Annotated in this window: 18 protein-coding genes and 1 pseudogene; 11 read left to right on the forward strand and 8 right to left on the reverse strand. The window is 70.0% G+C overall.

The features are described 5' to 3' along the window. Window positions 1–5 precede the first annotated feature (5 nt). The 3 genes from sdhA to ACIOMQ_RS02120 all read left to right on the forward strand — a co-directional run bounded on the left by sdhA (window position 6) and on the right by ACIOMQ_RS02120 (window position 3,320). Entirely contained in the window at window positions 6–1,760 is a 1,755-nt protein-coding gene (gene sdhA, locus ACIOMQ_RS02110; RefSeq protein WP_362208119.1) for a succinate dehydrogenase flavoprotein subunit, read from the forward strand. Further along, window positions 1,760–2,527 (forward strand): succinate dehydrogenase iron-sulfur subunit, encoded by a 768-nt coding sequence (locus tag ACIOMQ_RS02115; protein ID WP_362208116.1) that lies wholly within the window; start codon window positions 1,760–1,762, stop codon window positions 2,525–2,527. The genes sdhA and ACIOMQ_RS02115 overlap by 1 nt, the downstream gene beginning before the upstream one ends. 190 nt (window positions 2,528–2,717) lie before the next feature. After that, the gene (locus ACIOMQ_RS02120; protein WP_362208114.1) at window positions 2,718–3,320 is read left to right on the forward strand and encodes a hypothetical protein; all 603 of its coding nucleotides are present in this window, start codon (window positions 2,718–2,720) and stop codon (window positions 3,318–3,320) included. A gap of 320 nt (window positions 3,321–3,640) precedes the next feature. On the opposite strand, the gene ACIOMQ_RS02125 is transcribed toward ACIOMQ_RS02120, so the two are convergent. Continuing rightward, window positions 3,641–4,150: a MarR family winged helix-turn-helix transcriptional regulator gene (locus ACIOMQ_RS02125; RefSeq protein WP_401263364.1), complete on the reverse strand. Its 510-nt coding sequence runs from the start codon at window positions 4,148–4,150 to the stop codon at window positions 3,641–3,643. 87 nt (window positions 4,151–4,237) lie between these two features. Here ACIOMQ_RS02125 and ACIOMQ_RS02130 point away from each other — a divergent pair, with 87 nt between their 5' ends. The 4 genes from ACIOMQ_RS02130 (at window position 4,238) to ACIOMQ_RS02145 (ending at window position 7,139) form a co-directional block, all read left to right on the forward strand. Beyond that, on the forward strand, window positions 4,238–5,464 hold the full coding sequence (locus ACIOMQ_RS02130; RefSeq protein ID WP_362208109.1) for an MFS transporter: 1,227 nt from the start codon (window positions 4,238–4,240) through the stop codon (window positions 5,462–5,464). A 67-nt stretch (window positions 5,465–5,531) separates the two neighbouring features. Continuing rightward, window positions 5,532–5,963, forward strand: coding sequence for a hypothetical protein (locus tag ACIOMQ_RS02135; RefSeq protein ID WP_362208106.1), 432 nt, complete (start codon window positions 5,532–5,534; stop codon window positions 5,961–5,963). Window positions 5,964–5,970: 7 nt separating this feature from the next. Then, a complete protein-coding gene (locus ACIOMQ_RS02140) occupies window positions 5,971–6,405 on the forward strand; it encodes a thiol-disulfide oxidoreductase DCC family protein (RefSeq protein WP_402187609.1) in 435 nt (144 codons plus the stop codon). A 23-nt stretch (window positions 6,406–6,428) separates the two neighbouring features. After that, the gene (locus ACIOMQ_RS02145; RefSeq protein ID WP_402127510.1) at window positions 6,429–7,139 is read left to right on the forward strand and encodes a TetR family transcriptional regulator; all 711 of its coding nucleotides are present in this window, start codon (window positions 6,429–6,431) and stop codon (window positions 7,137–7,139) included. 145 nt (window positions 7,140–7,284) lie between these two features. Here the strand turns inward: ACIOMQ_RS02145 and ACIOMQ_RS02150 are convergent, their stop codons facing one another. The 3 genes from ACIOMQ_RS02150 to ACIOMQ_RS02160 all read right to left on the reverse strand — a co-directional run bounded on the left by ACIOMQ_RS02150 (window position 7,285) and on the right by ACIOMQ_RS02160 (window position 10,698). Continuing rightward, complete coding sequence (locus ACIOMQ_RS02150) at window positions 7,285–8,841, reverse strand: ABC transporter substrate-binding protein (RefSeq protein ID WP_401263359.1); 1,557 nt, start codon at window positions 8,839–8,841, stop codon at window positions 7,285–7,287. Window positions 8,842–9,027: 186 nt separating this feature from the next. Beyond that, window positions 9,028–10,422 (reverse strand): metallophosphoesterase, encoded by a 1,395-nt coding sequence (locus ACIOMQ_RS02155; RefSeq protein WP_402187612.1) that lies wholly within the window; start codon window positions 10,420–10,422, stop codon window positions 9,028–9,030. A 30-nt stretch (window positions 10,423–10,452) separates the two neighbouring features. Then, entirely contained in the window at window positions 10,453–10,698 is a 246-nt protein-coding gene (locus ACIOMQ_RS02160) for an SCO4848 family membrane protein (RefSeq protein ID WP_093549020.1), read from the reverse strand. Window positions 10,699–10,819: 121 nt separating this feature from the next. On the opposite strand from ACIOMQ_RS02160, the gene ACIOMQ_RS02165 reads away from it, so the two are divergent. After that, complete coding sequence (locus ACIOMQ_RS02165; RefSeq protein ID WP_362208091.1) at window positions 10,820–12,082, forward strand: D-alanyl-D-alanine carboxypeptidase; 1,263 nt, start codon at window positions 10,820–10,822, stop codon at window positions 12,080–12,082. On the opposite strand, the gene ACIOMQ_RS02170 is transcribed toward ACIOMQ_RS02165, so the two are convergent. Then, window positions 12,030–12,959 carry a YihY/virulence factor BrkB family protein gene (locus tag ACIOMQ_RS02170; RefSeq protein ID WP_401263354.1) on the reverse strand — a complete coding sequence of 310 codons (930 nt, stop codon included), beginning with the start codon at window positions 12,957–12,959 and terminating at the stop codon, window positions 12,030–12,032. The two genes, ACIOMQ_RS02165 and ACIOMQ_RS02170, sit on opposite strands and share 53 nt — an antisense overlap. 140 nt (window positions 12,960–13,099) lie before the next feature. Between ACIOMQ_RS02170 and ACIOMQ_RS02175 the strand changes: the two genes are divergently transcribed. Further along, complete coding sequence (locus ACIOMQ_RS02175; RefSeq protein ID WP_362208086.1) at window positions 13,100–14,449, forward strand: FAD-binding oxidoreductase; 1,350 nt, start codon at window positions 13,100–13,102, stop codon at window positions 14,447–14,449. Between the two features lie 105 nt (window positions 14,450–14,554). After that, window positions 14,555–15,388, forward strand: coding sequence for a decaprenylphospho-beta-D-erythro-pentofuranosid-2-ulose 2-reductase (locus ACIOMQ_RS02180; protein WP_402187615.1), 834 nt, complete (start codon window positions 14,555–14,557; stop codon window positions 15,386–15,388). 65 nt (window positions 15,389–15,453) lie between these two features. Here ACIOMQ_RS02180 and ACIOMQ_RS02185 read toward each other — a convergent pair whose 3' ends face one another. Continuing rightward, entirely contained in the window at window positions 15,454–16,044 is a 591-nt protein-coding gene (locus tag ACIOMQ_RS02185; protein ID WP_362208081.1) for a 2'-5' RNA ligase family protein, read from the reverse strand. A 130-nt stretch (window positions 16,045–16,174) separates the two neighbouring features. Then, window positions 16,175–17,188, reverse strand: coding sequence for a tryptophan--tRNA ligase (gene trpS / locus ACIOMQ_RS02190; RefSeq protein WP_401753505.1), 1,014 nt, complete (start codon window positions 17,186–17,188; stop codon window positions 16,175–16,177). A gap of 297 nt (window positions 17,189–17,485) precedes the next feature. Between trpS and rocD the strand changes: the two genes are divergently transcribed. Beyond that, window positions 17,486–18,691 (forward strand): ornithine--oxo-acid transaminase, encoded by a 1,206-nt coding sequence (rocD, locus tag ACIOMQ_RS02195; protein ID WP_362208074.1) that lies wholly within the window; start codon window positions 17,486–17,488, stop codon window positions 18,689–18,691. A 32-nt stretch (window positions 18,692–18,723) separates the two neighbouring features. On the opposite strand, the pseudogene ACIOMQ_RS02200 reads toward rocD, so the two are convergent. Further along, window positions 18,724–18,807: pseudogene (locus ACIOMQ_RS02200) on the reverse strand (glutathionylspermidine synthase family protein); the annotation flags it as partial. Between the last annotated feature and the right edge of the window lie 298 nt (window positions 18,808–19,105).

Consider the following 19,105-nt stretch of genomic DNA (forward strand, 5'->3'; position numbering starts at 1 on the left):
AAATCATGCAGATCCACAAGTACGACACCGTCATCGTCGGCGCCGGCGGCGCCGGCATGCGCGCGGCCATCGAGTCCACGAAGCGCAGCCGTACCGCCGTGCTCACGAAGCTCTACCCGACCCGCTCCCACACGGGCGCCGCGCAGGGCGGCATGGCCGCCGCGCTCGCCAACGTGGAAGAGGACAACTGGGAGTGGCACACCTTCGACACGATCAAGGGCGGCGACTACCTGGTCGACCAGGACGCCGCCGAGATCCTGGCGAAGGAGGCCATCGACTCCGTCCTCGACCTGGAGAAGATGGGCCTGCCGTTCAACCGCACGCCCGAGGGCCGTATCGACCAGCGCCGCTTCGGCGGCCACAGCCGCAACCACGGCGAGGCCCCGGTCCGCCGGTCCTGCTACGCCTCGGACCGCACCGGCCACATGATCCTCCAGACGCTGTACCAGAACTGCGTCAAGGAGGGTGTGGAGTTCTTCAACGAGTTCTACGTCCTGGACCTGCTGCTCCAGGAGGTGGACGGGGTCAAGAAGTCCGCGGGCGTCGTCGCGTACGAGCTGGCGACCGGCGAGATCCACGTCTTCCAGGCGAAGGCGATCATCTTCGCCTCCGGCGGCACCGGCAAGTTCTTCAAGGTGACGTCGAACGCGCACACCCTGACCGGTGACGGCCAGGCCGCCGCGTACCGCCGCGGGCTGCCGCTGGAGGACATGGAGTTCTTCCAGTTCCACCCGACGGGCATCTGGCGCATGGGCATCCTGCTGACGGAGGGCGCCCGCGGTGAGGGCGGCATCCTCCGCAACAAGGACGGCGAGCGCTTCATGGAGAAGTACGCGCCCGTCATGAAGGACCTCGCCTCCCGCGACGTCGTCTCCCGCTCCATCTACACGGAGATCCGTGAGGGCCGCGGCTGCGGCCCCGAGGGCGACCACGTCTACCTCGACCTCACGCACCTGCCGCCGGAGCAGCTGGACGCCAAGCTCCCGGACATCACCGAGTTCGCGCGTACCTACCTCGGTATCGAGCCGTACACGGACCCGATCCCGATCCAGCCGACCGCGCACTACGCCATGGGCGGCATCCCGACCAACGTCGAGGGCGAGGTGCTGGCGGACAACACCACCGTCGTCCCGGGCCTGTACGCCGCCGGCGAGGTCGCGTGCGTCTCCGTGCACGGCGCCAACCGGCTGGGCACCAACTCGCTGCTCGACATCAACGTCTTCGGACGCCGGTCGGGCATCGCCGCCGCCGAGTACTCCGCGAAGCACGACTTCGTCGAGCTTCCCGAGAACCCGGCGCAGCTGGTCGTGGACCAGGTCGAGCGGCTGCGCAACTCGACGGGCACCGAGCGGGTCGCCACGCTCCGTCTGGAGCTGCAGGAGTGCATGGACGCCAACGTGATGGTGTTCCGTACCGAGCAGACCATCAAGACGGCCGTCGACAAGATCGCCGAGCTGCGCAAGCGCTACCTGAACGTGTCCATCCAGGACAAGGGCAAGCGGTTCAACACGGACCTTCTGGAGGCCATCGAGCTGGGCAACCTGCTCGACCTCGCCGAGGTCATGGCGACCTCCGCGCTGGCCCGCAAGGAGTCCCGCGGCGGTCACTACCGCGAGGACTACCCGAACCGCGACGACGTCAACTTCATGCGCCACACCATGGCGTACCGCGAGGTCGCGGCCGACGGCACCGAGTCGATCCGGCTCGACTACAAGCCGGTCGTCCAGACCCGCTACCAGCCGATGGAGCGTAAGTACTGATGGCTACCCCGACAATGGAGAAGGCCGGCCAGGCCGAGGCGGGCTTCGCCGACTCCCCGTACATCACGGCCACCTTCCGGATCCGCCGGTTCAACCCCGAGGTCTCCGACGAGGCCCAGTGGCAGGACTTCCAGATCTCGATCGACCCGAAGGAGCGTGTGCTCGACGCCCTTCACAAGATCAAGTGGGACATCGACGGAACGCTGACCTTCCGCCGCTCCTGCGCGCACGGCATCTGCGGCTCCGACGCGATGCGGATCAACGGCAAGAACAGGCTCGCCTGCAAGACGCTGATCAAGGACATCAACCCGGAGAAGCCGATCACGGTCGAGGCCATAAAGGGCCTCACGGTCCTCAAGGACCTCGTGGTCGACATGGACCCGTTCTTCCAGGCGTACCGCGATGTCATGCCCTTCCTCATCACCAAGGGGAACGAGCCGACCCGTGAGCGCCTGCAGTCCGCCGAGGACCGCGAGCGCTTCGACGACACCACCAAGTGCATCCTGTGTGCCGCGTGCACGTCCTCGTGCCCGGTGTTCTGGAACGACGGCCAGTACTTCGGCCCGGCGGCGATCGTCAACGCGCACCGTTTCATCTTCGACTCGCGCGACGAGGGCGGCGAGCAGCGCCTGGAGATCCTCAACGACCGCGACGGTGTGTGGCGTTGCCGCACCACCTTCAACTGCACGGACGCCTGCCCGCGTGGCATCGAGGTCACCAAGGCGATCCAGGAGGTCAAGCGGGCGCTGATCACGCGCCGCTTCTGACGCCCTCGCACACCGGTCGCGTCCGGTCGCGTCAAGAGGTCCCGTTTTCCGCACGAACCGTGCGGGAAGCGGGGCCTCTTGCTGCGCCGCCCGGGTGTTGACGGTACGGTCATGCGGAACCGGGCACCGGTTCGCCGCCTCCGGCGCAGCAAGGCGCGGGGCGCACAGGCTTGATCGAGAGCGGGGAACGTTGAGCGATCCGAATCCGTACGCGGACGACTCATACAAGTGGGGGCCTCCCCAGCAGCCGGGCCATCCGCCCACCGTCGCGGACGGCCAGGGGAACGGGCAGCCCGGTCCGGGCGCTCCGGCCTACGGCTACCCGCAGCAGCTGCCCGACTCCGCGGCCCAGCCCGGCCCCGGCTACGGCTACCCCCAGGAGCAGGCGGGGCAGCCGACGATGCCGGGTTACGGCTACCCGCAGCAGCCGGGCCCGCCGCCCGGCGGGGGCGCGCCGATGCTGGCGTTCGGTGACATCACCGTCATGAACGACCAGATCGTGACGCCGGCCGGCACGATGCCGCTCAAGGGTGCGGTGTGGACGGCCACGGACCTGTCGCGCACCGAGGAGAAGATCCCGACGGTCGCGATCGTGCTCGCGATCGTCTTCGCACTGCTCTGCCTGATCGGTCTGCTCTTCCTCCTGATGAAGGAGAAGAAGACGACCGGCTACATCCAGGTCTCGGTGACCAGCGGCGGCCGGCACCACTCGACGATGATCCCGGCGACCGGCCCGGAGACCTTCCCGATGGTGATGGCCCAGATCAACACGGCCCGCTCGATGAGCATCTGACGGCTCGCGGGGAAGGCCCGCCTCCGGCACACCGTCACGACCGTCGCGCCGGACCGCGACCGGCTCCACGCGTACGCCGGGTCGGTGGCTGCTCCGGCCGGTCGCCGCGTTCGCCCCGCTGCTCGCGGGTGTACCGCTGCGGCGCGGCTTCCGGGCCCCGGTGTGAGCAGGCGGCCGGGCGGTGGAACGAGACGCTCGGCAGCATCCGGGCGCAGGACCTGGACGGACTGCGGGCGGAGTCTGCCGATTACGCCGTCAGGGACCCCGGCGGCGTGACCGGTGGTGCCCGCGAGGCCGGCTGAGCGCCCGGCCCCCGCGTCTCAGTTCCACCCGGCACCGCCCCGGTCCTCCGCGACCACCATGATGCGCCGCAGCATGTCGTTGAGCAGCCCGCGTTCGTCGGCGTCGAGAACGCCGAGCAGCCGGTACTCCTCCTTGCCGACGATGTCCATCGCCCCGCGCCAGGTCGAGCGGCCGTCGTCGGTGAGTTCCACGTCGACGCGCCGGCGGTCGGTGGGGGACGGCGTACGGCGGACGAAGCCGCGCCGCTCCAGGGCGTCCAGCCGGCCGGTGACGGAGGCGGGCGCGAGGTCGAGGTCGGCGGCGAGTTCGGAGGGGGCCGCCTTCCCGCCGCGTCCGGCCAGCTTGTGGAGCGTGTCGAACTCCTGCCGGTCCAGGTCGAGGTCGACCAGTGACTGTTCGCGCACCCGGCGCAGGTGGACCGAGAGTTTGGTCATCCGGGTCACCGCGCCCTCGATGTCGGGATCGAGGTGGGGCAGGACGGGCTTCCAGCGCTCCACATGTCCGTCGGTCCAGTCGCGTCGCTCCATGGGGAAAGCGTACGCCCGACGACCAAAGATGTTTCGGTGCCGAATAATTCGTTGACGAATAATTCGGTACCGAAATAGATTGCGCGCATGCCGCATCCCCTGCGCACACGCGCCTTCCGCCTGCTCTTCATCGGGCGCTCCCTCTCCCTCCTCGGCGACGCCGCCATCCCCACCGCCCTCTCGCTGGCCGTCTACCTGGCCACCGGTTCCACCGGAGCACTCGCACTGGTCCTCGGCTGCGCGATGGTCCCCAAACTGCTCCTGCTGCCACTGGGCGGCGTCGCGGGCGACCGCTTCAACGCCCGTACGGTCGCGCTCACCACGGACCTCGTACGGTGCGCCACCCAGCTCTTCGTCGGCGCCGAACTGCTCGGCGGCTCCCCCGCGCTCTGGCAGATCGCGGTCGCCGAGGCGATCGGCGGCGCCGCCGGAGCGTTCGCGATGCCGACCGTCTCCCCGCTGATCCGCGGCACCGTGGCGGAGTCGGGGCTGCTGCGCGCCAACTCCCTGATGGCGGTGGTCAACAGTGCGACCCGGCTCGGCGGCCCGGCCCTCGCCGGGGCCCTGATCCTGACGGCGGGTCCGGGCTGGGCCTTCGTGCTGGACGGTGCGAGCTTCGCGGTGAGCGCGGCGCTGCTGTCCGCCGTGAAGGTCGGCCATGTGCCCATCCCCCGGCGCTCCCTGTTCACCGATCTCAAGGAGGGCTGGAGCGAGGTCAGGGGCCGCGACTGGTACTGGACGAGCCTGATCGCCCACGCGGTGTGGAACGGCGCGGCGGCCGTCCTGATGACCCTGGGTCCGGCGCTCTTCGTCCACGAACCGGGCGGCAAGGGCGTCTGGATCGCCCTGCTCCAGACCGGCGCGGCCGGCCTGCTCCTCGGCTCCCTGCTGGCCGGCCGGGCCCGCCCCCGCCGCCCGGTCCTGGTCGCCAACCTGGGCCTCGCCACGTACGCGCTCCCCCTCGGCCTCCTCGCCGCCCACGCGCCCGCCGCGCCGGCCATCGCCGCGTACGGCCTCGCCCAGGCGGGCCTCGGTTTCCTCAACCCGGTCTGGGAGACCTCGGTCCAGTCCGCCGTACCCGCGCACGCACTGGCCCGCGTGACCTCGTACGACTGGCTGCTCTCCCTCGGCGCGATGCCGCTCGGCTACGCCCTGGCCCCGCTCGCCGCCTCGGCCTGGGGCGCCGAAGTCCCGCTGGCCGCAGCCGCGGTGGCGGTCGGTGCCGCCTGCCTGGCGACGGCCGCGGTGCCGGGAGTACGGCGCTTCGGCGCCCCGGACAGGCAGCCGGAGCGAGCCGTCGGAGCAGTGGCTTGAACATGTTCAAAGTCGGGTCTACAGTCCACGACAACAGCTTTTGAACGCGTTCAAGGGAGGGTGGGACATGGATCTCACTGTGGTCGCGTACGTCATCTACCTGCTGATCAGCGTGGCGCTCACCATCTGGGTCGCGCGCACGCTCAGCCGCAACGGCAGGGTGTTCCTCGCCGATGTCCTGCACGGGAACGAGAAGCTCGCCGACGCCGTCAACCACCTCCTGGTGGTCGGCTTCTACCTGGTCAACCTGGGCTTCGTCACCCTCTACCTGAGGAACGACGACGGCGTCACCGACGCCCGCGGACTCTTCGAGGCGCTCTCGGTGAAGCTCGGCGTCGTCCTGCTCGTCCTCGGCGTGCTGCACCTCGGCAACGTCTATGTGCTGAACAAGATCCGCCGCCGCGGTCTGATGGAGCGTGAGCAGACCCCGCCCGTACCGCCGCAGGGGTGGACGGCACCGGGCACCGGCCCGTGGACCGCACCCGCCGCCAAGGCCTGAGCCCGCCATGGCGACCGGAACCGGCGGGCGGCACGCGTCCGTCGAACGGCTCACGGTGCTGTACGACGCGCAGTGCCCGCTCTGCTTCCATCTGCGCCAGTGGCTGGTGAAGCAGCGGCAGCTCGTCCCGCTCGACCTCGTCCCGGCCGCTTCCGAGGAGGCGCGCCGCCGCTTCCCCGGGCTCGACCACGCCGGGACGCTCGACGAGATCACGGTGATCGGCGACCGGGGGCAGATCTACCGCGGGACGTCCGCCTGGATCGTCTGCCTCTGGGCGCTGGCCGACCACCGGCCCAGGTCGCACTGGCTGACCACCCCGGCGGGCCGCCCGTTCGCCCGTGCCACCGTGCTCGCCGCCGCGAAGTACCGCTCGCTGACCGCAACGCCGTGCGGCGGCGGGGACGGGGACGGTGCCTGTACGGCCCCCGGATCCGGGGACTGACCGGGGCGGATACCCTCGGGACTGTGGTGAAGGAAGCGAAGGACGTGAAGGAAGCCAAGGCTCCCAAGAGCGAGCAGACCCGCACGCTCATCCTCGAAACCGCGCTCCGGCTCTTCCAGGAACGCGGCTACGACAAGACGACGATGCGGGCCATCGCCCAGGAGGCCGGCGTCTCCGTCGGGAACGCCTACTACTACTTCACGAACAAGGAACACCTCGTCCAGGGCTTCTACGACCGGCTCGCCGCCGAACACGAAGCGGCGGTGCAGCCGGTCCTGGACGGTGACAAGGACCTCGCGGTGCGGATGCGCGGGGTCCTGCTCACGTGGTTGGACGTGGCGGAGCCGTACCACCGCTTCGCCGCCCAGTTCTTCAAGAACGCCGCCGACCCGGAGAGCCCGCTCAGCCCGTTCTCGGCGGATTCGGTCGCGGCCCGCGAGGCGGCGATCTCCATCCACCGGCGCTGCCTGGCCGGCTCCGACACCAAGACCGACCCGGAACTGGCCGAATTGCTGCCGCAGTTGATGTGGCTGCTTCAGATGGGCCTGGTGCTCTACTGGGTGTACGACCGGACCGAGCACACCGAGCGCAGCCGCCGCCTCGTCGAGCGCGCCGCCCCGATCGGTGCCCGCTCCATCGCACTCTCCCGGTTCCGGGTGCTGCGACCGCTGGTGCGGCAGATCCACGAGGTGCTGGAGGAGTTCCTCCCCGGCGCCGCGAAGCGCCGGGCCTGAGAAGCCGGGGCCAGGACTGAGGGGCCGGGGCCAGGACTGAGAAGCCGGGCAGGTCGTCCCGGACGGAAGGGGCGGCCGTCCGGCAGTGCCGGGACGACCGCCCCCGAGATCCCGTCGTACGCGCCGGATCCGGCGCGGCGGTCCGTCAGATCCGCTTCAGCTCCCACAGCCGCCAGATTCCGGTGCCGTCCGAGAGGTACTGCGAACCGGAGACCTCGGTCGTGCTGAGGACGTAGTCCTTCTTCTGCCACAGCGGCACCAGCGGCACGTCCTCGCCGACGAGCGCCTGGAGCTCCTTGTAGTCCGCCGCGGTACGGCCGCGGTCGCTGTACTGGAGCGTGGACGCGATCAGGGAGTCCATCTTCTTGCTGGAGTAGCCGTTGTGGAGGCTGTTGTTGCTGCCGACCAGCGGCTGGCTGAAGGTGTCGGGGTCCGGGTAGTCGGGGAGCCAGCCGACGGTGTACGCGTCGTACTTGCCGGCCGCGTACTCCTTCTGGAACTTCTTCCAGTCGACGGCCTTGACCGAGACCTTGAACAGCCCGTTCGCCTCCAGCTGGTGGCGCAGCTCCGCGGACTCCTTGGCGTACGCCTCGTCGCCGCCGCGGTAGGCGAAGGTGATCGGCAGCGGCGTCTGCACGCCGGACTCCTCCATCAGCTTCTTGGCGCGGGCGGGGTCGGGCGAGGGGTAGGCGTCGAAGAACGGCGTGCTGTGCCCGATGAAGCCCTGCGGGATCAGCGAGTAGAGCGGTTCGACCGTCCCCTTGTAGATGTCGGTCACCAGCGGTCCGCGGTCGATGAGCGACGCGATGGCCTGCCGGACCTTCTTGTTGGCGAGGGGTTCGCCCTCCCGGACGTTGAAGACGAGGTTGCGGATCTCGGCGCTGTCGGCCTCGGTGACGCGCAGGTCGGGGTCGCCCGGGTTCAGCTCGCTGAGCGTGGCCGGCGGCAGCTGGCGGTGCGACACGTCGAGTTGTCCGGCCTCCCAGGCCGCGAGGAGCTGGTCCGACTCCTTGTAGTAGTGCACGGTGACCGGAACACCGGTCTTCGTCAGCGCGCCCTTGTACCGGGGGTTGGGGACGAACTCGGCGAGGGCGCCGGGCCGGTACGACTTCAGGATGTACGGACCCGAGCCGTCGACCGTGTTCCCGGTGCGGAGCTTCTTCGCGGGGTACGACTCGCGGTCGACGATCGAACCGGCTCCCGTGGCGAGCTTCTGCGGGAAGGTCGCGTCGCGCGAGGAGAGGTTGAAGGTGATGGTGCGGCCCTCGGTCACCACGTTCTTGAGGCTCGGGAACAGCACCCAGGGACCGACATCCGTCTTGATACTGATCATGCGCTCGATGGAGTACTTGACATCCGCGGCGGTGATCTTGCGGCCGTTGGAGAAGTACACGTCGTCGCGCAGCTTGCACTGGTACGTCTGGAGCTTCTGCCCGATGAACCCGCAGCTCTCCGCGGCGTCGGGTTCGGGGACGGTCGCTCCGGACTTGAACGTCAGAAGGGACTGGTAGATGTTGCTGTACATCGCCCAGGAACCGGCGTCGTAGGCACCGGCCGGATCGAGCGAGGTGACCTCGTCCGTCGTACCGACCGAGATCGGGTCACTCTTCACCTCGTCCGAGGGGAGCAGCTGCCAGGCGCCGACGCCTGCGATGACCAAAACCGCGAGAATCGCGAGAATCCGTAGTCGGATCGACCGCATTGCCGTGCTCTCCCTTACCAGCCCCACCTCGGCGTGGCGCACAGATACGCACATCACCGCATGCCCGGCTCAGCCAATCACACGATTTTCACATCTGGAAGAGCAAAACTAAGACTCATAGCCTTTTGTTGGGCACTTGAAACCTCGGGTCATCCGCAGGGTCTGTAACCGGCCATCGACGGAATGTCAGGCCTGCCGGGACGCGAGCTCCACGACGGTGATGTCGGAGGGTGCGCCGACCCGGACGGGCGGGCCCCAGGCGCCCGCGCCGCGCGAGACGTAGAGCTGGGTGTCGCCGTAGCGGTCGAGCCCGGCGACCGTGGGATTGGCGAGCTCGGCCACGAAGTTGCCCGGCCAGAGCTGACCTCCGTGGGTGTGGCCGGAGAGCTGGAGGTCCACGCCGTGGGCGACGGCGTCGTGGATGACGACGGGCTGGTGGGCGAGGAGGACGGCCGCGCGGGCACGGTCCCGGTCACCGAGCGCGCGGTCGAAGTCGGGCCCCTGCCCCTCGCTCTCCCCGGCGATGTCATTGACGCCCGCAAGATCGAATCCACCGATCTCGACCCGGTCGTTCTCCAGAGGGTGAAGCCCCAATTCCTTCACATGATCGACCCATTGGGCGGCACCGGAGTAATACTCGTGATTCCCGGTGACGAAGTAGCTGCCGTGGCGGGCGCTCAGCAGTGCGAGCGGCTCCGCGGCCGGCCCGAGGTCGGCGACCGTGCCGTCCACGAGATCCCCCACGACGGCGACCAGGTCCGGCTGGGTCCGGTTGATGGTGTCGACGATCCGCCGGGTGTGGGCGCGGCCGAGGATCGGGCCGAGGTGGATGTCGCTGACGACGGCGATCCGGAAGCCGTGCGCGGACCGGGGCAGCTTGGCGAGCGGCACGGTGATCCGCTTGACCCGCGGCCCGCGCAGCACGCCGTACGTGCCGTAGCCGACCGTGCCGAGCCCGGCGACGGCGGCGGCGCCCCCGACGGCCCGCGCGACGAAGAGACGGCGCGTGGGGGCAGCGGGGCCGTGCGCGGCGGGGGCGACGGCGAGGAGGGTGTCGGCGGCGGAGGTGTCCGCAGTGGCGGCGTCGGAGGCGGAAGTGGCGGTGCCAGTGGTGGTGGCAGCGGAGGCGCCCGTGGCAGTGGAGGCGTCGGAAGCGTCGGGGACGGTGGCGGCGGAGATGCCGGCGCCCACTGTCGCGGCCTGCGTTTGGGGGGCTTCTGTCGCTGAAGTGCCGTATGCCCGGTGCGGCTCCCACGCGCGGCGCGCGAGTGCCCGTCGCAGGATCGGCCGCACCACCTCGCCCACCAGCAGGGCCAGCGTCAGGTACAGCAGCGCGGCCAGCCACAGATAGCCCGGCCAGGCCAGCGCCCGCTGGAGCCAGAAGGGCGCACCCGTACGGCCGGAGACGAGGGCGCCGACGCTCAGCAGCGGCAGGAGGTACGCGGCCGCCGTGCCGGTTCTGCGCAGGGCGCTGCCCTCGGCCGTGGTGTCGCCGACGAAGCGGCGCCACAGATAGCGGTGCACGCCGACGAGCAGGGCGAGCACCACGACCGCCGTCAGTGCGAGACCGGCCACTGCCACGTACGACTCCTCCACCTGTCGTGCGGTCTGTCAGGCACGCTCTCGGCGCAGAGCCCTGACACCACGGAACCCGATCACACCAACGGCCGTCCCCAGAAGAAAGGACGTGATGGCGAGCAGCAGATGCACCCAGAAGTAGGCAGTCGGGTCACCCGCGTCGTCGAAGGCAAGTCCGCTGCCGTCCTTCCACAGGTTCTTGACGAAAGTGATCCAGATGAACCAGCTCCACACCCCGAAAGCGAGCAGGAACCAGGAGACGGGGCGGCTGAGCTTCATGGATTCAGTATCTCCGCCGCGCTCCGGCGGCGTCGCCCGGGGTGGGCTGTCCCGGGGGCATGCACGGCGGGTCAGGCCATCCGTGTCCCCAACCACATCTTCGCCCTGTACGTTTCCGACCGTGCCTGCTCTGAAAAAGATCGCATTGACGATCGCCTCGACTGCCTTTTTGTCCACTTTTGTCGTTACTCCGGCATCGGCGGTCGACAAGGACACCTCCGACAACCGGCCGAAGCCGCCCGCCGGCATGTCCCGGGTCGGTGGCGAACTGCTGGGCCGGACCGGCACACAGGTCAAGCTGGGGGCCGGCGCCCCGGTGCTGCCCGAGAAGCTCACGGGCAGGTCCTGGATCGTCGCGGACGCGGAGAGCGGCCAGGTCCTCGCCTCGCACAACGCGCACTGGCGGCTGCCCCCCGCCTCCACCCTGAAGATGCTCTTCGCGGACACCGTGATGCCCGGTCTCCAGCCGAAGACCCGGACGTACACGGTGCAGGACGAGGACCTCGCGGATCTCGGCGAGGGCAGCAGCCTGGTCGGCGTCAAGGAGCACCTCAGCTACACGGTCCACGACCTGTGGCTCGGGGTGTTCCTGCGTTCGGGCAATGACGCGGTGCATGTGCTGGCCTCGATGTACGGCGGCATCCCCAAGACCGTCGCCGACATGCAGGCGCACGCGGAGGAGTTGCAGGCGCTCGACACGAAGGTGGTGTCGCCCGACGGGTACGACGCGCCCGATCAGGTCTCCAGCGCGTACGACCTGACGCTGTTCGCCCGCAGCGGTCTGCAGAAGGCGGACTTCCGGGAGTACTGCTCGACGGCCGAGGCGGAGTTCCCCGGTGCGGAGAAGAAGAACGGGAAGCGCGAGACCTTCGGGATCCAGAACACCAACCGGCTGCTCACCGGCGCGGACGGCGTCGACCCGTACAAGGGCATCGCGGGCGTCAAGAACGGCTACACCACCCACGCGGGCAACACCTTCACCGGTGTCGCCGAACGCGACGGCAAGGTGCTGCTCGTCACCGTCATGAACCCCTCGTCCGGAGAGCCGCACGCCGTCTACAAGGAGGCCGCCAGCCTCCTCGACTGGGGCTTCGACGCGAGCGGCAAGGTGACCCCGGTCGGCGAGCTGGTGCCCCCGAGGTCCGCCGGTACCGGAACGGACAGCGGAAGCGGGAAGGGGCCGGCGGCGAACGGGAAGAGCGACGGCGGCAACGGCTCCTCGCCCACCGCCCGGACCGCCGCCGCGACCGGTGGGGGCGGCAGGGGCGTCGGGATCGCGCTGGGGATCGCCGGGGGCGTCCTGGTACTGCTGGCCGGCGGGGTGTTCCTGGTCAACCGGCGCTGGCCGCTGCCGGACCTGGTGCGCCGCCTCCCCCGTCGCTGACGGCCGCCGGTTCCTTCCCGGTGCCCCTGCCGCTCCGCGTCGCCGTCCAGGCGGCGCAGAACAGCAGCAGCTTCGCCGTGAAGTTGATCCACAGCAGCAGCGCGACCGGCACGCCGAAGGCGCCGTACATGCTCTTCGACGCGACGCTCCTCATGTAGCTGCCGAGCAGCAGCTTGAGCAGTTCGAAGCCGACCGCGCCGATCGCCCCGGCGACCAGCAGCCTGCGTCGCGGGGGCTCGACGCCGGGCAGCAGCGTCAGCAGGTAGAGCAGGAGCAGGAAGTCGGCGAGGGCCGCCACGACCAGGGCGGCCACCTGGAGCACCACACCGCCCGCCCCGCGGTCCGAGATGCCCAGCAGACCGGCGGTCCAGCCGACGGCGACGGAGCCGACCGAGGAGACGGCGAGAGTCGCGAGCGCCGCCCCGCCCAGGCCGAGCAGCAGCCCGACGTCCTTGAGCTTGCGGATGACGGGATTGCCCTGGTCCACGTCGTCCATGCCCCACACGGCGCGCAGGCACCCCCGCATCGCACCGATCCAGCCGACGCCGGTGAAGAGCAGCAGCGCACCGGCGACCACCCCGACCGTGCCCGCGTGGGCCACCAGATCACTGATGCCGAGCTGGTCGGAGATGCCCGGCACCTGCTCGGCGACCTTGCTCTCGATCTTGTGGAGCTGCTCCGTGGAGAGCAGCGTGGCACCGATCGCCGCACCGACCGCGATCAGCGGGAAGAGCGCCAGGAAGCTGATGAAGGTGATCGCGGCGGCGAGCCTGCTCCAGTGGACCCGTTCCAGCGTCTCGTACGAGCGCCAGGTGTGCGTCGCCATCAGCCGGGAGACGAGCGGCCCGATGACGGGGAGGTTTTTCAGCCAGTCCATGACGTACGACTACCCTCCCGGGCGCAGAAAACCGAATCCCGGTCACCGCCGTACGAGTTGACACTTCCTCAATCACCCATATCGGTGAGTGTTGTAACAAATGCCTCGAAAGGGTTTTCTCGGGCGATACGGTCACGATCATGTCTGTCGACACCGTGTCCCTGACCGGCTGGGGCCGTACCGCTCCGACGACCGCCGTGCGCTTCCGCCCCCATACCTACGAGGAGGCGGCGGCGACGGTACGCGGCTGCGGGCCCCGCGGCTCCATCGCCCGGGGCCTCGGCCGGGCCCACGGCGACGCCGCGCAGAACGCGGGCGGCTCCGTGCTCGACATGACCGCGCTGAACCGGATCCGCACCATCGACGCCGCGACCGGCCTGGTGGTCTGCGACGCCGGGGTCAGCCTGCACCGGCTGATGGAGGTCCTGCTGCCGCTCGGCTGGTTCGTTCCCGTCACGCCGGCCACCCGTCATGTCACCGTGGGCGGCGCGATCGGCGCCGACGTCCACGGCCGCAACCACCACTTCGCCGGCGCCTTCTCACGGCACGTCCAGGAACTGGAGCTGCTGACCGCCGACGGCGAGATCCGTACGGTCCGGCCCGGCACCGGGCTCTTCGACGCGACGACGGGCGGACTGGGGCTGACGGGCGTGATCCTCTCGGCCACGCTGCGGCTCCACCACGTCACCAGCTCATGGATGTCGGTCGACACCGAACGGACCGTGGACCTGGACGACCTGCTGGCCAGGCTCTCCGCCGGAGACCACCGCTACCGCTACTCCGCCGCCTGGGTCGACCTCCTCGCCCGCGGCCGGGCCACGGGGCGTTCCGTGCTCACCCGAGGGGAGCACGTACCCCGGTACCTGCTCCCCTCGCGCGCCCGGCGCACACCGCTGGCGTTCCGTCCGGGACAGCTGCCGTCCGCACCCGCCTTCGTACCGGAAGGGCTGCTCGGCCGCGCCTCCGTCGCCCTCCTCAACGAGCTCCGCTACCGCAGCGCTCCCGCGTACCGCATCGGCGAACTCCAGAAGCTCTCCACGTTCTTCCACCCCCTGGACGGCCTTCCGCACTGGAACCGGATGCACGGCCGCGGCGGATTCGTGCGGTACCAGTTCGTCGTCGGGCACGGTCAGGAGGAGGCGCTGCGCCGGATCGTGCGCCTGATCTCGCAGCGGCGCTGCCCGTCGTCCCTCGCCGTCCTCAAGCGGTTCGGCACGGGAGACCCGGGCTGGCTGTCGTTCCCGATGCCCGGCTGGACGCTCGCTCTCGACCTGCCCGCCGCCCTGCCGGGCCTGGCCGGGTTCCTGGACTCGCTGGACGAGGAGGTGGCGGGGGCCGGTGGCCGGGTCTGCCTGGCGAAGGACTCGCGGCTGCGGCCGGAGATGCTGGCCGTGATGTATCCGCGGCTGGCCGAGTTCCGGGCGCTGCGCGCCGAGCTGGACCCGAACGGGGCATTCCGCTCAGACCTGTCACGCCGCCTGTCCCTGTGACCTGTCACCTCCTGCCCGCCCCTCTCCTCTCCTCTCCTCTGCTCTCCTCCCCTCTCCTCTCCTCTCCTCTCCTCTCCTCTCCTCTCCTCTGCAAGGAGTGTTTCCGTGAAGGACGCCTTCGGTGCCCCGCAGTCCCTGCTCGTTCTCGGCGGCACGTCGGAGATCGCTCTCGCCACCGCACGCCGGCTGATCGCCCGCCGTACCCGTACGGTCTGGCTGGCGGGCCGCCCCTCCCCCGCGCTCGACTCGGCCGCCGCCGAACTGCGCACCCGCGGCGCCGACGTCCGTACGGTCGACTTCGACGCCCTGGACTCCGCGTCCCACGAGACCGCTCTGGGAAAGGTCTTCGCCGAGGGCGACATCGACGTGGTGCTCCTCGCCTTCGGCATCGCGGGCGACCAGGGGCGTGACGAGGAGGAGCCGCTCTCCGCGGTCCGGGTCGCCCAGACCAACTACACGGGCGCCGTCTCCGCCGGACTGGTGTGCGCCGGCGCGCTCCAGGCGCAGGGCCACGGCTCGCTGGTGGTGCTCTCCTCGGTGGCCGGCGAACGTGTCCGCCGCACGGACTTCATCTACGGGTCCAGCAAGGCGGGCCTGGACGCGTTCGCGCAGGGGCTGGGGGACGCGCTCCAGGGCACGGGGGTGCAGGTGATGGTCGTACGCCCCGGAGTCGTACGGCCCCGGAACCCGCGGCCGGAAACGGCGGCGGGGGCGGCGGCCGGGACCCCGCGCGCGAAGGCCCGGCTCTCCGCGGCCCGGTTCGCCGCGGCACCGCTGGAGGCGCCGCCGCTCACGACGACTCCGGACGAGGTCGCGGCAGCCGTCGTGACGGGGCTTCGGCGGGGTTCGGAGACGGTGTGGGTACCGGGGTCACTGCGGGTGGTGATGTCGGCACTGCGGCATGTGCCGCGCCCGTTGTTCCGGCGCCTGCCGGTCTGAGCCCGCGGGCCGGCGGGGCGCTCGGAGAGCGCGAGGGCGTCGGTCGAGGGCCGGGAGGGGTTCGTTCAGGGCTGCAGAGAGGGCTCGTCCACGGCGGAGCCACCCTGCGCGGGCACGGCGGGCGCACCGCCCCCGGCGCCGAACGGGAACTCGTTGATCTTGCGCCAGACGCTGTCCGGGCCCTGCTCGTACAGCGCGAAGGAACCGCAGGTCCAGGCGGCCTCGTAGTCGGAGAGCTCCTCGTACGCCCGGTCCATCGCCCGCTCGGGGATGCCGTGCGCCACGGTCACATGCGGGTGGTACGGGAACTGGAGCTCACGCACCAGCGGCCCGGAGCTGTCCCTGACCCGCTTCTGCAGCCAGGTGCAGGCCGAGGCCCCTTCGACGACCTGGACGAAGACGACCGGCGAGAGGGGGCGGAAGGTGCCCGTGCCGGAGAGCCGCATCGGGAAGGGGCGGCCGCCGGTCGCGATCTGGGCGAGATGCGCCTCGATCGCGGGCAGGTCGGCCGCCTCGGCCTCGGTCGGCGGGAGGAGGGTGACGTGGGTGGGAATGCCGTACGCGGCAGGATCCCCGAAGCTCGCGCGCCGCTCCTGGAGCAGGCTGCCGTAGGGCTCCGGGACCGCGATCGAAACGCCGAGCGTTACGGTCCCCACGTCGTTCTCCTCAATCCTCGATGATCGATGGTCCTCAGATGATCGATGGCCTGTTTTCGGCCATCCACCGGATCAACTTCCCGTCGCCAGTGTGACGCCTGCGGCCGCGAAACCGCCAGGGTCCTTGGACTCAGTGCTTCGCCGGCAGAAAGCCCATCCGGTCGTACGTCCGGGCCAGGGTCTCGGCCGCGACGGAGCGGGCCTTCTCCGCGCCCTTGGCCAGGATCGAGTCCAGGGTCTCCGGGTCGTCCAGGTACTCCTGCGTACGGGTGCGGAACGGTGTGACGAACTCGACCACGACCTCGGCGAGGTCCGTCTTGAGCGCACCGTAGCCCTTGCCCTCGTACTTCTGCTCCAGATCCGCGACACCGGTGCCGGTGAGCGTGGAGTAGATGCTGAGCAGGTTGCTGACGCCGGGCTTCTCGGCCCGGTCGAAGCGGATGACCGTGTCGGTGTCGGTGACCGCGCTCTTGACCTTCTTGGCGGTGGCCTTCGGCTCGTCGAGGAGGTTGATCAGGCCCTTCGGGGTGGCCGCCGACTTGCTCATCTTCGCCGACGGGTCCTGAAGGTCGTAGATCTTCGCCGTCTCCTTGAGGATGTACGGGTCGGGCACGGTGAACGTGTCGCCGTAGCTGCCGTTGAACCGCTCGGCGAGATTGCGGGTCAGCTCCAGGTGCTGGCGCTGGTCCTCGCCGACCGGGACCTGGTCGGCCTGGTACAGCAGGATGTCGGCGACCATCAGCATCGGGTAGGTGAAGAGGCCGACCGTGGTGCGGTCCGCGCCCTGCTTGGCGGACTTGTCCTTGAACTGCGTCATGCGGGACGCCTCGCCGAAGCCGGTGAGGCAGTTCATGACCCAGCCGAGCTGGGCGTGCTCGGGCACATGGCTCTGGACGAAGAGCGTGCAGCGCTCCGGGTCGAGACCGGCGGCGAGGAGCTGGGCGACGGCGAGCCTGGTGTTCGCGCGCAGCTCCGCGGGGTCCTGCGGAATGGTGATCGCATGCAGGTCCACGACCATGTAGAAGGCGTCGTGGGATTCCTGCAGCGCCACCCACTGGCGGACCGCACCGAGGTAGTTGCCGAGGTGGAACGAGCCTGCGGTGGGCTGGATTCCGGAGAGCACGCGGGGGCGTTCAGAGGCCATGAAACCCATTGTCTCAGGTACGGAACCCATCTCCGGCAGCTGGTGCGGAAGGGGCACGGGAGCAGCACGCAAGGCGGAGGGACTCGGGACACGCACCGTCGCGAATGAGACGAGCACCACAATCGGGAGACGCGGCGGGAGGCCGGCGGGAGGCACCGGAGGCACGACGGGAGACGCGGCCGGAACACGCGGCGGAACGGGCGCGCCGTGATTTGAAGGTTTCCTCGCCAGGGTTGCGACCGACGATACAAAGTGGGCACCACCCCCCGCCCACGCCGCACGACGAACGGAGATCCCGTGTCGACCACGGAAACTGCCATCGCCTCCGCCGAGGCGCACAGCGCGCACAACTACCATCCGCTGCCCGTCGTCGTCGCCTCGGCGGACGGAGCCTGGATGACCGATGTCGAGGGCCGGCGCTATCTCGACATGCTCGCCGGATATTCGGCGCTCAACTTCGGTCACGGCAACCGGCGCCTGCTCGACGCCGCCAGGGCGCAGCTGGAGCGGGTGACCCTCACCTCGCGCGCCTTCCACCACGACCGGTTCGCCGATTTCTGTACCCAGCTCGCCGATCTGTGCGGCATGGAGACGGTGCTGCCGATGAACACCGGAGCGGAGGCCGTGGAGACGGCGGTGAAGACCGCCCGCAAGTGGGGCTACCAGGTGAAGGGTGTCCCGGACGGCATGGCGAAGATCATCGTCGCCGCGAACAACTTCCACGGCCGTACGACGACGATCATCAGCTTCTCCACGGACCCGGAGGCGCGGGAGGGCTTCGGTCCGTACACGCCGGGGTTCGAGATCGTGCCGTACGGGGATCTGACCGCGCTCGCGGAGGCGATGACCGAGAACACCGTGGCGGTGCTGCTGGAGCCGATCCAGGGCGAGGCCGGGGTGCTGGTGCCGCCGCCCGGCTATCTCCCCCGGGTCCGTGAGCTCACCCGCGAGCGGAACGTGCTGTTCATCGCGGACGAGATCCAGTCGGGCCTGGGCCGGACCGGGAAGACCTTCGCCTGTGAGCACGAGGGTGTCGTGCCGGACATGTATGTACTCGGCAAGGCGCTGGGCGGTGGTGTGGTGCCGGTGTCGGCGGTCGTCTCCTCGCAGGACGTGCTCGGGGTGATCCGGCCCGGTGAGCACGGTTCGACGTTCGGCGGGAATCCTCTTGCCTGCGCGGTCGCGCTGGAGGTCATCGCGATGCTCCGCACCGGCGAATTCCAGCAGCGGGCGACCGAGTTGGGCGAACACCTCCACCAGGAGCTGGGGCTGCTGGCGAGCGGGGGCGCGGTGGAGGAGGTGCGGGGGCGCGGGCTGTGGGCGGGCGTCGACATCGCGCCGAGCCACGGCACCGGCCGGGAGATCTCCGAGAAGCTGATGGACCGCGGGGTGCTGGTCAAGGACACCCATGGCTCGACGATCCGGATCGCCCCGCCGCTGGTGATCAGCAAGGAGGACCTGGACTGGGGGCTGGAGCAGCTCCGCGGCGTCCTGCGCGGCTGAGCCCTGGGCCCGGGCCGCCGGGCCGGGATCCAGAGGAAGACGTGGGGCAGGAAGCGGGCGTACTCGTCCGTGACCAGCCCCGCCGATTCCCGGATGCCGAGCCCGGCCGCCTCGTCCCTGGACGGCCTCCATCCCGGTTCAGTCGCCGCCTGGTCTTCTTCGCCTCGGTGATGAACCGCTCCGACAGCTCCGCCGACTTCAAGAACCGCTCGCCCGCAGCGCGGGTCTCCCGCCGCGCCCGCAGGCAGTCGTTCCACACCACCCGCGCACAACCGAACGCCCGCGACAACGTCATGCGCTGCCCTTGTCGTCGGCTCCATACGGAAGGAATAGCGAAGCTGCACACATGTGACCGTACGACCGCCACTCGACGACACGTACGACAAGATCGGAACTGGCAGACATTGCCCCTTC

Origin of the sequence: Streptomyces sp. NPDC087845 (assembly GCF_044742755.1) — a bacterium.
Classification (GTDB): domain Bacteria; phylum Actinomycetota; class Actinomycetes; order Streptomycetales; family Streptomycetaceae; genus Streptomyces.

Bases quoted from the DNA above. Each gene is read 5' to 3' on its own strand.
- ACIOMQ_RS02140 (WP_402187609.1), top strand. From the start codon at position 5,971: ATGGCGACCGGAACCGGCGGGCGGCACGCGTCCGTCGAACGGCTCACG.
- trpS (WP_401753505.1), bottom strand. From the start codon at position 17,188: ATGGCCTCTGAACGCCCCCGCGTGCTCTCCGGAATCCAGCCCACCGCA.
- ACIOMQ_RS02175 (WP_362208086.1), top strand. From the start codon at position 13,100: ATGTCTGTCGACACCGTGTCCCTGACCGGCTGGGGCCGTACCGCTCCG.
- ACIOMQ_RS02115 (WP_362208116.1), top strand. From the start codon at position 1,760: ATGGCTACCCCGACAATGGAGAAGGCCGGCCAGGCCGAGGCGGGCTTC.
- ACIOMQ_RS02135 (WP_362208106.1), top strand. From the start codon at position 5,532: ATGGATCTCACTGTGGTCGCGTACGTCATCTACCTGCTGATCAGCGTG.
- ACIOMQ_RS02150 (WP_401263359.1), bottom strand. From the start codon at position 8,841: ATGCGGTCGATCCGACTACGGATTCTCGCGATTCTCGCGGTTTTGGTC.
- ACIOMQ_RS02125 (WP_401263364.1), bottom strand. From the start codon at position 4,150: ATGGAGCGACGCGACTGGACCGACGGACATGTGGAGCGCTGGAAGCCC.
- ACIOMQ_RS02170 (WP_401263354.1), bottom strand. From the start codon at position 12,959: ATGGACTGGCTGAAAAACCTCCCCGTCATCGGGCCGCTCGTCTCCCGG.
- ACIOMQ_RS02130 (WP_362208109.1), top strand. From the start codon at position 4,238: ATGCCGCATCCCCTGCGCACACGCGCCTTCCGCCTGCTCTTCATCGGG.
- ACIOMQ_RS02160 (WP_093549020.1), bottom strand. From the start codon at position 10,698: ATGAAGCTCAGCCGCCCCGTCTCCTGGTTCCTGCTCGCTTTCGGGGTG.
- sdhA (WP_362208119.1), top strand. From the start codon at position 6: ATGCAGATCCACAAGTACGACACCGTCATCGTCGGCGCCGGCGGCGCC.